13 protein-coding genes are annotated in these 12939 nt (G+C 60.8%); 5 read left to right on the forward strand and 8 right to left on the reverse strand.

Translation table 11 applies throughout. The annotated features are described in order from the left end of the window. Positions 1-154: 154 nt before the first annotated feature. Entirely contained in the window at positions 155-982 is an 828-nt protein-coding gene (locus AB7828_RS00100) for an enoyl-CoA hydratase/isomerase family protein (RefSeq protein WP_068732199.1), read from the reverse strand. 179 nt (positions 983-1161) lie between these two features. On the opposite strand from AB7828_RS00100, the gene AB7828_RS00105 reads away from it, so the two are divergent. Then, entirely contained in the window at positions 1162-2097 is a 936-nt protein-coding gene (locus tag AB7828_RS00105) for an SMP-30/gluconolactonase/LRE family protein (protein ID WP_068732201.1), read from the forward strand. Positions 2098-2167: 70 nt separating this feature from the next. Further along, positions 2168-2761, forward strand: a complete 594-nt coding sequence (locus AB7828_RS00110) for a GNAT family N-acetyltransferase (RefSeq protein ID WP_441229036.1) — start codon at positions 2168-2170, stop codon at positions 2759-2761. A 3-nt stretch (positions 2762-2764) separates the two neighbouring features. Here the strand turns inward: AB7828_RS00110 and AB7828_RS00115 are convergent, their stop codons facing one another. Beyond that, positions 2765-3343 carry a TetR/AcrR family transcriptional regulator gene (locus AB7828_RS00115; protein ID WP_120288998.1) on the reverse strand — a complete coding sequence of 193 codons (579 nt, stop codon included), beginning with the start codon at positions 3341-3343 and terminating at the stop codon, positions 2765-2767. 203 nt (positions 3344-3546) lie between these two features. On the opposite strand from AB7828_RS00115, the gene AB7828_RS00120 reads away from it, so the two are divergent. Beyond that, positions 3547-4686, forward strand: coding sequence for an MFS transporter (locus tag AB7828_RS00120; RefSeq protein WP_068732205.1), 1140 nt, complete (start codon positions 3547-3549; stop codon positions 4684-4686). A 3-nt stretch (positions 4687-4689) separates the two neighbouring features. On the opposite strand, the gene AB7828_RS00125 is transcribed toward AB7828_RS00120, so the two are convergent. From AB7828_RS00125 to AB7828_RS00150, 6 genes are all read right to left on the reverse strand, one after another. After that, a complete protein-coding gene (locus AB7828_RS00125; protein ID WP_441229037.1) occupies positions 4690-5667 on the reverse strand; it encodes a PDR/VanB family oxidoreductase in 978 nt (325 codons plus the stop codon). 12 nt (positions 5668-5679) lie between these two features. Continuing rightward, positions 5680-6435 carry a GntR family transcriptional regulator gene (locus AB7828_RS00130; RefSeq protein ID WP_315841272.1) on the reverse strand — a complete coding sequence of 252 codons (756 nt, stop codon included), beginning with the start codon at positions 6433-6435 and terminating at the stop codon, positions 5680-5682. 4 nt (positions 6436-6439) lie between these two features. After that, on the reverse strand, positions 6440-7486 hold the full coding sequence (locus AB7828_RS00135) for an aromatic ring-hydroxylating dioxygenase subunit alpha (RefSeq protein ID WP_441229038.1): 1047 nt from the start codon (positions 7484-7486) through the stop codon (positions 6440-6442). Positions 7487-7678: 192 nt separating this feature from the next. Beyond that, positions 7679-8521 carry an AAA family ATPase gene (locus AB7828_RS00140; RefSeq protein WP_441229039.1) on the reverse strand — a complete coding sequence of 281 codons (843 nt, stop codon included), beginning with the start codon at positions 8519-8521 and terminating at the stop codon, positions 7679-7681. 94 nt (positions 8522-8615) lie between these two features. Further along, complete coding sequence (locus tag AB7828_RS00145) at positions 8616-8858, reverse strand: GlsB/YeaQ/YmgE family stress response membrane protein (RefSeq protein ID WP_068732215.1); 243 nt, start codon at positions 8856-8858, stop codon at positions 8616-8618. 217 nt (positions 8859-9075) lie between these two features. Continuing rightward, positions 9076-10995 (reverse strand): diguanylate cyclase, encoded by a 1920-nt coding sequence (locus AB7828_RS00150; protein WP_441229040.1) that lies wholly within the window; start codon positions 10993-10995, stop codon positions 9076-9078. Between the two features lie 303 nt (positions 10996-11298). Between AB7828_RS00150 and AB7828_RS00155 the strand changes: the two genes are divergently transcribed. Continuing rightward, on the forward strand, positions 11299-12480 hold the full coding sequence (locus AB7828_RS00155) for a vWA domain-containing protein (RefSeq protein WP_441229041.1): 1182 nt from the start codon (positions 11299-11301) through the stop codon (positions 12478-12480). Further along, positions 12477-12890: a rhodanese-like domain-containing protein gene (locus AB7828_RS00160; RefSeq protein ID WP_068732221.1), complete on the forward strand. Its 414-nt coding sequence runs from the start codon at positions 12477-12479 to the stop codon at positions 12888-12890. The genes AB7828_RS00155 and AB7828_RS00160 overlap by 4 nt, the downstream gene beginning before the upstream one ends. The last annotated feature ends 49 nt before the right edge of the window (positions 12891-12939 follow it).

A 12939-nucleotide genomic window follows, 5' to 3' on the forward strand; every position in this document is an offset into this window, starting at 1 on the left:
GGTTCGATCAACCGCATCGGCCCGTCTATGCAGGTTTTTGTGATGCGGCTCGAATGCCGGGAGTATGCACCAAGCCTTGAAGTTGGAAAGCTGACTTAATCAGCAAAGCATGACGCGGCGCACAACAGCGCGTCGATATGTTTGTGCGTCGCGCTCACTTGCCAGTAAATTTGGCTGGGCGCTTTTCAAGAAACGACGCCATGCCTTCGCGGAAATCCGCTGTGCGAAACAGCGGCAGCAATTGCAGGAACACGTGATGGACGTGGTCGCCAAAGCTCTCGGACAGACCTGAGCGCATCATGCGTTTGGCAGCCTGCACTGCGAGCGGCGCATTGGCGGCAATCTCGGCCGCCACTGCATTGGCGCGCGTCATCAATTCCGCATCATCAACCACCTCGTTGGCAAGGCCCATTTCGAGGCTTTCGCGCGCCGACAGTGTGCGGCCTGTGAAGATCAGCTCGGCTGCCTTGGCCCAGCCAATCATGCGCGGCAGAAACCAGGTGCCGCCGGATTCAGGCACCACGCCACGTTTCACGAAGGCCGCGGCGAATTTGGCACTCTCCGCCATGATGCGCATGTCGCAGCCGAGCGCGACGTCCATGCCATAGCCGGCGGCGGCACCATTCATGGCGCATATGGTCGGCTTCTCCATGTTGAACATCACGATCGGGGGCGCGGTCTTGAGATCGAGCGTGGTGCGGCTGTTGTTGGCGTCATTGGTGGAGCCGATGCCGGTGCCCTTGGTGGCGCTAGCCATGTCCAGCCCGGCGCAGAAGGCGCGGCCGGTGGCCGTCAGGATCACCACGCGGACTTCGGGATCAGCGTCCGCTTTCAGGAACAGTTCGCTGAGCTGCGACAGCATCTCGCGTGAGATCGTGTTCAACCGTTGCGGGCGATTGAGCGTGACGGTCGCGATGCCATGGGCGACAGAGTAGAGCACTTCGTCATCGGCTTCAGGCGCAACTGCGGTGTCGGTCGGCATCGGGCTTCCTCGGATTTTTGTGTTTTCGTTGTCCGCAGCTAAAGCTGAATGGAAATTCCACGCAAGTGGCCATGCATTTGCGCGGCTTGGCAGCGCAGGACATGTTTGCTCTACTTCGGCCACGCTGCGTCACCCGCCGAAGGTGCGATAACAAACCAAGAAAATGTCAGGGAGTTTCCATGTCCAGCCCCAATATCCGCGTCCTCGCCACCGATCTCGCATTCCCCGAAGGCCCGGTGGTGATGCCGGACGGGTCCGTCATTCTGGTTGAAATCCGTGCGCAGCAGTTGACGCGAGTCTGGCCCGATGGCCGCAAGGAAGTGGTCGCGAAAATTCCCGGCGGCCCGAATGGTGCTGCGCTCGGTCCGGACGGCAAGATGTATCTCTGCAACAATGGAGGTTTCAGCTGGGCGGCATCGCGCGGCGCCATCATGCCCGGTGCGCCGGAGCCGCATGAATATATCGGCGGCTCGATCCAGCGCGTGGACCTCTCTAACGGCAAGGTCGAAACCCTGTTCGACAAATGCGGTGCGCATCCGCTGAAGGGGCCGAACGATCTGGTGTTCGACAAGCAGGGTGGGCTCTGGTTCACCGATCTCGGCAAACGCCGGCACCGCGATATGGATGTCGGCGCGTTCTATTATATGAAGCCGGGTGCCACCGAAGTCGTCGAAGGGCATTTCGGCATGTTGCCGGCCAATGGCATCGGCCTGTCGCCGGACGAGAAGACCGTCTATGTGGCCGAGACGCCGACGGCGCGGTTGTGGGCCTTCGACGTCGGCGCGCCGGGCGAAGTGAAGCCGAGCGAGGTGATCTATCGCGGCGAGCGCGGCCGTCCCATCGCGGGCCTTGGCGGCTATCAGATGTTCGATTCTCTCGCGGTTGAAGCCTCCGGCAACGTCTGCGTCGCAACGCTGGTCAGCGGCTGCATCTCGGTGATTGCGCCGGATGGAAAATTGGTGGAACAGATACAAACTGGCGACCGCGTCACCACGAATATCGCATTCGGCGGCCCCGAGCTGAAGACGGCCTATATCACGCTGTCAGGCAAGGGCGAGCTGATCGCGATGGACTGGCCGCGCGGTGGCTTGCCGCTCAATTTCTTGAACAAGTAGCCCGAGCGCGATCAGCAAAAGTGGAAGCCGGTTTTGCGTCCGATCGCGCGTCTAGAACGAAGGAAGACCGATGCCGTGGCTTGAACCCGTTACGCTCTCTGGCCCTCACGCCCGGCTCGAACCTCTTGCCAAAGATCACTGCGATGGCCTGATTGAGGCCGCCAAGTCAGGCGACCTTTCGAAGATCTGGTACACCGCGATCCCGACGCCGGAAAAGATGAGCGCCGAGATTGACCGTCGGCTCGCTCTGCAGGCATCAGGCGCGATGCTGCCATTCACGGTGAAGGATGCCGACGGCAAGATCGCTGGCATGACGACCTATATGAATGTCGATGCCGCCAACCGCCGGGTCGAGATCGGCTCGACCTGGTATGGCAAGTGGGTGCAGCGCACCGCGCTCAATACCCAGTGCAAGCTCCTGCTGTTGCAGCATGCTTTCGAAAAGCTGGATTGCATCGCGGTGGAATTCCGCACGCATTTCTTCAACCACCAGTCCCGTCGTGCCATCGAGCGGCTCGGCGCCAAGCAGGACGGCATCCTGCGCAATCACCAGATTGCGCCGAACGGCACGCTGCGCGACACGGTTGTCTATAGTATCTTGCCCGGCGAATGGTCGACGGTGAAGGCGCATCTGACCTATCAGCTGGACGAGAAGCCGCGCTGACGATCAACTGGCAGCACGTCGCTTGCGGGCAGGCGGATAAATCCGGTCAATCAGGCGATTGCAATAATCGGATGTCGGTATTTGTTCGCTGAACAGCGCGCGATAGATGATCGGCGCCACCACATGGTCGATCACCTCGTCGATATCGAACGGCGTCTCGCCGCGCGCTTTGGCACGCGCGTTGATGGTGGTGAGGTGATCACAGGTGAAGCCTGCGCAGGCGCTGGGCAGTCCCTCCTTGAGGGCCGACAGCACGTCCCGCATCAAGGCCTGGCCGACCGGAGATGACATCTCTTCGGCATATTGCTCGATGAAGGCGCGCAGATCGGTTTCGACCGCGCCAGTGTCGTCAGGATCCGCGATCGGCCGCAGCCGCGCCACGGCGACGTCGGCGAGCAGCGCGGAGAGATCGCCCCAGCGCCGATAGATGGTCGATGGCGTCACGCCAGCCTCGGCAGCGATCTGTGGCACGGTGATCTGGTTTCGGGTGGAAAGAGCCCCCAATTTGCGGACAGCATCATGCACGGCGCTTTGTATCCGCGCGCTGCGTCCACCGATCCGGACCCGTTCCTTCACCGTCACATCGTTCTCCCACGGTCGCACCTGTGCGAAAAACTGAGATTCTTAACGCAAAATATTTGCATTAAGCTCTCGGGCGACCTAGATGCCTAATGCAATTACTTAGCTTTTAGGAACGAGCCATGCAAGGCAGCGCCGAAAAGACGTGTGTTTCCAATGCTCAAGCATCACCCGCCAGAGCCGGTTGGGTGTTGAAGCCATCGGCCATGACGGCATTCAGTTTTGCCGGGGCCGCGCTGGTCGCGGCCAGCAGCAGCGCGGTGACGCCGCTGTACCGGCTCTACCAGCAGTCGATGCATCTCTCGCCGCTGATGATCACGCTGGTATTCGCGGTCTATGCGATCAGCCTGCTGGTGGCGTTGCTGACGGTCGGCGGCCTGTCCGATTATATCGGACGCCGTCCGGTCATTCTCGGCGGTCTGCTGCTCAATGCCATCGCGATGGTGCTGTTCTCCTATGCCAGTGATGTCGGGCAATTGATCCTCGCGCGTGCCGTGCAGGGCCTGTGCGTCGGCACGGCGACAACGGCATTGGGCGCTGCGATCCTCGATACTGACCGCAAGCGCGGACCGCTCCTCAACAGCGTGACCGCCTTTCTTGGCCTGATGGTCGGCGCGCTTGGCGCGGCGGCGCTCGTCACCTTCGCGCCCGATCCGCTGCATCTGGTCTATGAGGTTCTATTCGCGCTGACGGCCGTGATGATCGTGCTGCTGTTCGTGATGCCCGAGACCGTGTCGCGCAAATCGGGCGCGCTGGCCTCGCTGCGGCCGCATGTGCGCGTGCCCAGCCAATCGCGCGCCGCGCTGCTGCGCGTTGCACCGGCCACCGTCGCCACATGGGCGTTGGGCGGCTTCAGTCTGTCCTTGATGCCCACGGTGGTCGCGACAACGATGGGCGTCTCCGCGCCTTGGGTCGGCGGCGTCGTGGTCGCGACCCTGATGCTCGCTGCAGCACTGACCGTGGCCGCCCTTCGGCAGCTTCCGGCGCAGCGGTTGCTGGTGATTGGCACGGCCGCACTGTCGCTGGGCGTCCTCGTCTCGCTGCTCGGCATCTGGCAGCACAGCGTTGCGATGCTGTTTGCCGGTTCGGTGATCGCAGGTTTCGGCTTTGGCGCGTCCTTCGCCGGCTCGCTGAGCACGCTGCTGCCGACCGCCGAGGCGCATCAGCGCGCCGGTTTGCTGGCGGCGTTCTATGTATTGTCCTATCTGGCCTTCAGCCTGCCGGCACTCGCTGCAGGTGTGGCTGTGCCATATGCCGGACTGGCCGTCGTGGCCTACGTCTATGGCGCCGTGGTCATCCTGCTCGCGATCATGTCGATGATTGCGTCGCTGCGCGGTGAACGCTGACGGTCAGACTGCGTCCGGCTGATACAACGTATCCACTGTCACCGTGCCGACGACGCGCGAGACGCAGGGACAGATCTTCGTATTGCCGCTCTTCTGGTGATCGCTGAAGAAGACGTCGCGATGATCGATTTCGCCGTCGACGGCGAGAACGTCGATGGCGCAGACCCCGCATTCGCCGCGTTCGCAGTCCGACATCACCTCGAAGCCGGCCTCGTTGAGCGCTGCCAGCATCGAGCGGCTTTGCGGCACTACGATCTCCGCGCCGCTGCCTTTCAACCGAACGCGAAATTCCGTAGTTGGCAGGAGACCGCTGGAGCCGAATGTTTCATAGCGCAGATCAGCGGGCGCGCGCCCGGCAGCGTTCCATTCGCGCCGGGCTGCTTCCAGCATCCGCATCGGGCCGCAGAGGACGACAATGGCATCGTGAGGCAAGGCAGCAAAGGTCGCGGCGAAATCCAGTCGTGCGCCTTCATGGCTGGCGTGCACCGTCAGGCGGTCGCCGAGCAGCGTCGATAGTTCATCGAGATAGGCGGCTTCGCTGCGAGCCTTCACCGCATAATGCAGCTGCAGGTCGATGGCTTTGCTGTGGAGCGCCGCGGCAATGCCGGTGATCGGCGTGATGCCGATGCCGCCGGCGATCAGGCAGTATGTCCCACGATTCCAGTCGATATCGTAGAGCGATGACGGGCTGGAGATTTCCAGCCGCGCCCCGACCTGCAGCGCCCACATGGCTTTGGAGCCGCCGCGACTATCCGGCGCCAGCCGCACCGCAATGCGCAGCACATCGGTCACGCGTTCTCCCACCAGCGAATAGGATCGCGTCTGTGGCTGGCCGTCGATCAGGAGGCTGACATTGATGTGGCTGCCGAGAGGGTAGGACGGCAGCGGTGTATCCGGCTTCAGCGTGATCTCGCGAATGTTCGGCGCCACATTGCGCGTGGCCTCGACGCGGCATCCCATCCAGTGTTCTGCAAAACGCATGAAAGGTCTCCGTCAATCCGCCGGTGTCGAGGTCAGCAATGCCAGTGCAGGCAGCAGATCGAGATGATTGCGATTGCGCAGTGCCAGCCGCAGATTGCGCACGGCAAGCCGCGCGTGCTCACGCATGATCGCCTCGGCGCGCGCACCTTCGCGATTCTCGATGGCGTCGACGACGATGCGGTGATGTTCCTGGCCGATCAGCAGGATGTTGTGCGCTTCCGGCAGCGCTGACTGCGCCATCACGAAGGCGCTGGGCGAGGCAAAGGGCATCGCCGAAACACGATCTATCTGTCGGATCACCGGCGCGCTGCCGGAAAGGTCAGTCAGCAGCGCATGGAAACGGGCGTTCATCGTCACATAGGCTGAAAAGGCCTCGACCGAGATCGGATCCTGGCGCACCAACTGATCCAGATCGGACAGGCATTCCTTCAACGGTTCGAGATTGCGCGCGCTGGCGCCGCGCTCGGCTGCGAAGCGCGCCGCAAGGCCTTCCAGCGTGCCGCGCAGCTCAATGGAGTCGAGAATATCGCGCTCGGAAAACGCCTTCACCATGAAGCCGCCGGACGGGATTGCCTGCAGCAGGCCCTCATCTTCCAGTCGCACTAGCGCCAGCCGTACCGGCGTGCGCGAGACGCCGGTGATATCGACAGCCTGCAATTCGCTGATGCGCTCGCCCGGGCGCAGCGTCCCGGACAGGATCATGTCGCGCAGTGCCAGCTGCGCACGGACGGTCTGCGAGACGGAGCGTTCGGTATCGCGTTCGCTCATGATTTTACTCTGCCGCCTGCAGTTTGGGCGTAGTTTCCTTCGCCACCATGCGGTCGATCACCCGCCGGCACCACATGGCACCGGCATCGATATTGAGGTTGTAGAATACGCGGTCCGGATTCTCGTTCATCGCCTTCTGCTGCGCTTCGAGAATGATCTCGTCCTCGCGGAAAATACCCGCGACGCCTTCGCGAATTTCCGTGGTGATCTTCTGCTCGGTGATGCGGTGGTTGCGGACGAAGGCCCAGAAATAGTGGCACGTGGTCTCCGTCTCGGGCGTCATCGTATTGAGCACGAAGCCGTTGACGCCCTGCGAACGATCGCCTTCCGGCGCGCCGGTGCCGGCGGGAGCCACGCCAACGTCGATATTCACTGTGCTCGGCGCCTGGAAGTGGATGATCTGCCAGCGATCGACGGGGCCGGGCTTGCGCAACTGCGCGGCCCAGAATGGCGGCGCTTCGATGCCCTTCATCCAGCGCGTCACCGTCACGGTCTTGTCGCCGTGGGTGACATCGAAAGGAGATTCAGCGACGTCGTCCTGGCCGATGCTGGAGCCGTGCACGAAAGTCTCGTGGGTGAGATCCATCAGATTGTCGACCACGAGGCGGTAGTCGCACTTCGCGTGAATCGTCTTGCCGTCGCCGGCCCATTCCGGATCGTCATTCCAGTGCATGTCCGGCACTAGTGCCGGATCTGCCAGCGCCGGGTCGCCCATCCACAGCCAGATGAAGCGATGCCGCTCGACCACGGGATAGGAGCGCACGCAGGCGGAGGGATTGATGGTCTCCTGCGAGGGCATGAAGGTGCAGCGGCCCTGCGCGTTGTATTTCAGGCCGTGATAGCCGCAGACCACAGTGTCGCCCTCGAGGCGTCCCTTGGACAGCGGCACCAGCCGGTGCCAGCAGGCATCCTCCAGCGCGCTGACGCCGCCATCGGAGCGTCGATAGATCACCACATGCTTGCCGCAGATCGTGCGCGGGAAAAGCTGGTGCTTGATGTCGGCATCCCAGGCGGCGGCGTACCAGGCGTTCAGCGGGAATGAAGCGGGCATCGTATTCCTCCATGGCGCAGTTCTTGAGTCCTGTCTGTATACAGAGCGGGCGTTTGAAGGGACGATATCCCAATAAAGTGGAGATGAGAACCGATTTATGTATACTGAATTTGTCCATTACTTGCAGAATAGGTATTAAAAAACCGCCCCTAAGGGCGGTTTTCCGTGAAGGCTGTATACCTCGATGGTGGATCAGACTTCCCGTCTGTTCAAAAACGCCAGCCGCTCGAACAGGTGCACGTCCTGCTCGTTCTTCAACAGCGCACCATGCAGCGGCGGGATCAGCTTGCGCGGGTCGCGCTCCCGCAGCGTCTCCGGTGACATGTCCTCATTGACCAGCAGCTTCAGCCAGTCGAGCAGTTCCGACGTCGATGGCTTCTTCTTGAGGCCGGGCACGTCGCGCACCTCGAAGAAAATACGCATCGCTTCGGCGACGAGGCGATGCTTGATGCCGGGGAAGTGGACCTCGACGATCTGGTTCATGGTGTCGATGTCGGGGAACTTGATGTAGTGGAAGAAGCAACGGCGCAGAAACGCGTCGGGCAATTCCTTCTCGTTGTTCGATGTGATCATCACGATCGGGCGCTTTGCCGCCTTGATGGTCTCGCCGGTCTCGTAAACATGGAATTCCATGCGGTCGAGCTCAAGCAGAAGGTCGTTCGGGAATTCGATGTCAGCCTTGTCGATTTCGTCGATCAGCAGCACCGGTCGCTCTGCATGGGTGAAAGCTTCCCACAGCTTGCCGCGCTTGATGTAGTTGCCGATATCTGAAACGCGGGGATCGCCGAGCTGGCTGTCGCGCAGGCGCGAGACGGCATCGTATTCGTAGAGGCCCTGCTGCGCCTTTGTGGTCGACTTGATGTGCCAGGTCAGCAGCGGTGCGCCCAGCGCCTTGGCGACTTCTTCGGCCAGTACGGTCTTGCCAGTGCCCGGCTCGCCCTTCACCAGCAGCGGGCGTTCGAGCACGATAGCGGCATTGACCGCGACCTTGAGATCATCGGTCGCGACATAGTTTTCGGTGCCGGTAAATTTCATGGAGACTTTGCCTTGTTCTTCTTGTCGCGCGGACGCGCGCCGCCGAAAATGATGGGAATCGCGGTAGGCGATCGCAGAGTGAGGAGATGCGACGTCAGCGCCGGATCAGCGACAGGATGACGAGCACGATCACCGCGCCGATGGTGGCGTTGATGATGTCGCGGATCGCCCCAACGCCAAGGCTCACACCCAGGCGCGGCAGCAGCCAGCCAGCGACCAGTGCGCCGATGATGCCGATGACGATATTGCCGAGCAGGCCGAAGCCGGCGCCACGAACGATCAACCCGGCCAGCCAGCCAGCAATGGCGCCGATCAGCAATGCTGCGAGAATTCCCATGGATCAATCCTTCGCGGGCGACATCAAGTGACGCGCCATTCCTGTTGTGATCATCAGCCGTCGGCCAATTTGGCCAGCCGGCACGTTTCCGGGCGAAGTTTAATTGAATTATTGGTCAGGTCCAGCCACCATTCCGGGCACTTCGCGGGACCTTTTGCGATGACGAAGAACATATCATGGCGGGGAAAAGCCAGACGGTCTGGCGGCAATTGGCGGATCAGCCGTTGTGCGAAAAGCCCGCGCTGAAATATTCGCGTTGCAGCGCCGAATTGGCGACAACGCAATCTCGACCACGTCGTTTGGCCTCGTAAAGCGCCAGATCGGCCTCGCCGACCAGGACGGCTTCGTTCGAGGTCAGGCTGTTCCGGCTGGCGACGCCGACGCTGATCGACAGGTGGCCGCGGGTTGATGCCATATTTGGAATCTCCAATGCCCTGACTCGAAGACGCAGGGCTTCCGCGATAGTGATCGCATCGGCCTCGGATACGTCCGGCAAAACGATGGCGAACTCCTCGCCGCCATAACGTGCGGACAATGCCGGCGTATTGATCGTGGCATCGGCAATGACGGCCGCGACGCGTTTGAGGCATTCGTCGCCGGCCTGGTGGCCGTTGCTGTCATTATAGCCCTTGAAGTTGTCGACATCGATCAAAAGCACCGACATCTCGTCGTGCTGCTCAAAGACGCGGCGCAGAAAGCCGTCGAGTGTGCGGCGGTTGGCGAGCCCCGTCAGCCCGTCAGTGGTCGCGAGTTCTGCGAGCTTTGTATTCAACGACGTCAACTCGTCCTGCATGCTTTTTCGAAGGGTGACGTCGCGCAGCACGCCTACGATTTCGACCTTGTCGCGATCGATCTCGCGGGTGGCCAGTTTGAAGTTAACCTCCACCCAAGCGAGTGAATGGTCGTCACGATAAGTTCGAAAAATCACGGTGCGGTTCGCTGTGAGATCTTTCAATTGCGCGCTGGCCGCCTTCACGGCTTCCACATCCTCCGGGTGCACCAGTTCGAAGCAGGAGCGCCCGAGCAGATCTTTCGGATTATGCCCCAAAACGAATTCGACCGAATGCGAGACGAAGACGATATTTCCAAAGCGATCGAGCAGGATAATAACATCGGCGATGTTGTCGGCGAGCAGGCGATAGCGGGACTCGCGCTCGCGGAGCGCGTGTTCCATGTTGAGCCGGAAGCGAAACTGGGTCGATAGCAGGGCGGCGAGCAGGATCACGGTGCAGAGCAGGACTGAAGCAACGATAACGTCGGAGAGCAGATTGCTCTTCCATATCGCCAACACCTGATCTTCCGGAATCGCGACTGTGACGATCAGCGGATACTGCGTGGTTTGCTCGTAGCTGAAATATTTGGTGATGCCGTCGAACGGCGAATCGATCTTGTAGAAGCCTGCCAGACTCTGTTTCAGACGGGTCTGAATGAGCTGAGTTCCGGAGAGGTCCTTCCCAATTTCCATCGATGGCCAGTGAATCAGCAGTATGCCGTCGCTTCGGATCAGGCTGATGCCGCCGCTCTCGCCGATCTGGAATGTTTTGTAGAAATCGCTGAAGTACTGGTTGTCGATCGCGCCCGTCAGTACACCTTTGAAGCTGCCGTCGGGGCCGTCGTCGATCCGCTTCGACAGGATGATTGATGTACGGCCGGTTAGCCGCGACGTGATGGGGGCGTTGATCCTGATATTGGAGTCGGTGTGGTCGCGATGATAAATGAAATAGTCGCGGTCGGAATTATTGTGCGTTGGCGTTTCCGGCAGCGAGGAATAGCGCCAGTTCCCAAGCGTATCGAATACACCGATTTCGCGCAGCTGTGGCAGTGCATTCGCCGTGTTGGCCAGAAACGTGTTGAAGCGATCCGGCTGCGGGTTTTGGTACTTCAGCAGATCCGCCATCCCGCTCATGGCGATGTCGATGGCCTGTATCGAGCGCGAAGCATGTTCGACCAGCGAATGTGCGAGGTTTCGACTGTCGGTTTCGCTTTGCGCCAATACGGTCTGGCGGGCATCGAGCGCCTTCCAGACGACAAGCCCGAGCACGCACGCGCTCATCGCCAGCACGAACAGCGTGACGATCACACCCGGCGCGGAGAGTCGGCTCGGCGAACTGCTGGTCAGTGTCGTGGGTACGGTCATTCGTTTCAATGTTGACAGCAAAACAGGCCATCACCATGGCCGTCGTTGCTTTCACGATAGCTAAGAATGCCCGCCGATGGCGGGACACCGCGCTGCGTGGTTACTGACGCCGGAATTGTTGAAACAAATACCTGCAATCTGACAACGATTGCTTCACCATGCCGCGGAGCGGAATTCGCCCCGGTTTGACTGACAAATCTCGCTTATTCCGGATATGCGCCGCGATGGCGCACCACGGAGCCGTGTAACCTTCTACCGCATCCGGCCCTTGACGGACGCGGGTGGTCGGGCAATCTGTCAATCATGTTCTTGCAATTCTTCACATCGCTGCGCGATGCGCAGGTCCCCGTGACCCTGCGCGAATATCTCACGCTGATGGAGGCTCTCGACGCCGACCTAGCGGATCAGTCGGTAGAGAATTTCTACTATCTGTCCCGTGCAGCGCTGGTGAAGGACGAGCGCAATCTCGACAAGTTCGATCGGGTGTTCGGGACGGTCTTCAAGGGGCTTGAGAGCCTGCTCGACGCTATGGAAAAGGCGGAGATTCCGGCCGAGTGGCTGAAGAAGCTCGCCGAGAAATATCTCACCGAGGAAGAGAAGAAGCAGATCGAGGCCATGGGCTGGGACAAGCTCATGGAAACCCTGCGGAAGCGCCTTGAGGAGCAGAAGGAACGCCATCAGGGCGGCAACAAATGGATCGGCACCGCCGGGACCTCACCGTTTGGCGCCGAAGGCTACAATCCTGAAGGGATCCGCATCGGACAGGAGAAGAGCCGCCACCGGCGCGCGGTGAAGGTCTGGGACAAACGCGAGTTCAAGGATCTCGACGGCAATGTCGAGCTTGGCATCCGCAACATCAAGGTGGCGCTACGCCGTCTGCGCAAGTTTGCCCGCACCGGCGCGCCCGATGAGCTCGATCTCGACACCACGATTCGGGAGACCGCCAATCACGGCTATCTCGACGTCCATATGCGGCCGGAACGGCGCAACGCGGTCAAGGTGCTGGTGTTCTTCGATATCGGCGGATCCATGGATTCGCATATCGAGCAGGTTGAGGAGCTGTTCTCGGCGGCAAAGAGCGAATTCAAGCACATGGAGTATTTCTACTTCCACAACTGCCTCTATGAAGGCGTGTGGAAGCAGAACAGACGCCGCTTCACGGACCGCACGCCGACCTGGGACGTGCTGCACAAATATGCCCATGACTACAAGATAGTGTTCGTCGGCGACGCCTCGATGTCGCCTTACGAGATCATGGTGCCCGGCGGTTCGGTCGAACATGTGAACGAAGAGTCCGGCTCGGTCTGGCTGGAGCGCATCACGCAGACCTATCCGAATGCGGTGTGGCTCAATCCCGTCGCCAAGCGGCACTGGGACTACTCGGAGTCCACGACCATCATTCGGCGGCTGTTCTCGGAACGGATGTATCCGCTGACGATTGAAGGTCTCGAAGGTGCAATGAAGGAACTGGTGCGAAAAGCATGACGCAGACGATTACCCGCGGCTACAAGGCGCTGCTCGACGAAGCCAACGCGCAGATCGAGACCATGAGCGTCGAGGACGTAATGAAAGCGGCGGAAAGCCCGGATGTCGTTATCGTCGATATCCGCGATCCCCGCGAGATCGAGCGCGAAGGCAAGATCCCGGGCTCGTTCTCCTGCACCCGCGGCATGCTGGAATTCTGGATCGATCCGGAAAGTCCCTATGGCAAGCCGATCTTCCAGGAAGACAAGAAATTCATTTTCCATTGCGCCAGTGGCTGGCGCTCGGCGCTGGCGGCCAAGACTGCAGCCGATATGGGCCTGAAGCCGGTGGCGCATCTGGGCGGTGGCTTCACCGCCTGGCGCAATGCGGGCGGCGCGGTCGAGAAGGTCGAGCCGAAGGCGTCGAAGTAATCGTAACTCTCGGCCGTCATGCCCGGCGAATGCGGGGTATCCACGTCTT

Origin of the sequence: Tardiphaga sp. 215_C5_N2_1, assembly GCF_052076055.1 — a bacterium.
Taxonomy (GTDB): domain Bacteria; phylum Pseudomonadota; class Alphaproteobacteria; order Rhizobiales; family Xanthobacteraceae; genus Tardiphaga; species Tardiphaga robiniae.

What these genes read in the sequence shown, in the direction of transcription:
- AB7828_RS00100 (WP_068732199.1), bottom strand. Translation starts at nt 982, where the DNA reads ATGCCGACCGACACCGCAGTTGCGCCTGAAGCCGATGACGAAGTGCTC.
- AB7828_RS00105 (WP_068732201.1), top strand. Translation starts at nt 1,162, where the DNA reads ATGTCCAGCCCCAATATCCGCGTCCTCGCCACCGATCTCGCATTCCCC.
- AB7828_RS00110 (WP_441229036.1), top strand. Translation starts at nt 2,168, where the DNA reads ATGCCGTGGCTTGAACCCGTTACGCTCTCTGGCCCTCACGCCCGGCTC.
- AB7828_RS00120 (WP_068732205.1), top strand. Translation starts at nt 3,547, where the DNA reads ATGACGGCATTCAGTTTTGCCGGGGCCGCGCTGGTCGCGGCCAGCAGC.
- AB7828_RS00125 (WP_441229037.1), bottom strand. Translation starts at nt 5,667, where the DNA reads ATGCGTTTTGCAGAACACTGGATGGGATGCCGCGTCGAGGCCACGCGC.
- AB7828_RS00130 (WP_315841272.1), bottom strand. Translation starts at nt 6,435, where the DNA reads ATGAGCGAACGCGATACCGAACGCTCCGTCTCGCAGACCGTCCGTGCG.
- AB7828_RS00135 (WP_441229038.1), bottom strand. Translation starts at nt 7,486, where the DNA reads ATGCCCGCTTCATTCCCGCTGAACGCCTGGTACGCCGCCGCCTGGGAT.
- AB7828_RS00140 (WP_441229039.1), bottom strand. Translation starts at nt 8,521, where the DNA reads ATGAAATTTACCGGCACCGAAAACTATGTCGCGACCGATGATCTCAAG.
- AB7828_RS00145 (WP_068732215.1), bottom strand. Translation starts at nt 8,858, where the DNA reads ATGGGAATTCTCGCAGCATTGCTGATCGGCGCCATTGCTGGCTGGCTG.
- AB7828_RS00150 (WP_441229040.1), bottom strand. Translation starts at nt 10,995, where the DNA reads ATGACCGTACCCACGACACTGACCAGCAGTTCGCCGAGCCGACTCTCC.
- AB7828_RS00155 (WP_441229041.1), top strand. Translation starts at nt 11,299, where the DNA reads ATGTTCTTGCAATTCTTCACATCGCTGCGCGATGCGCAGGTCCCCGTG.
- AB7828_RS00160 (WP_068732221.1), top strand. Translation starts at nt 12,477, where the DNA reads ATGACGCAGACGATTACCCGCGGCTACAAGGCGCTGCTCGACGAAGCC.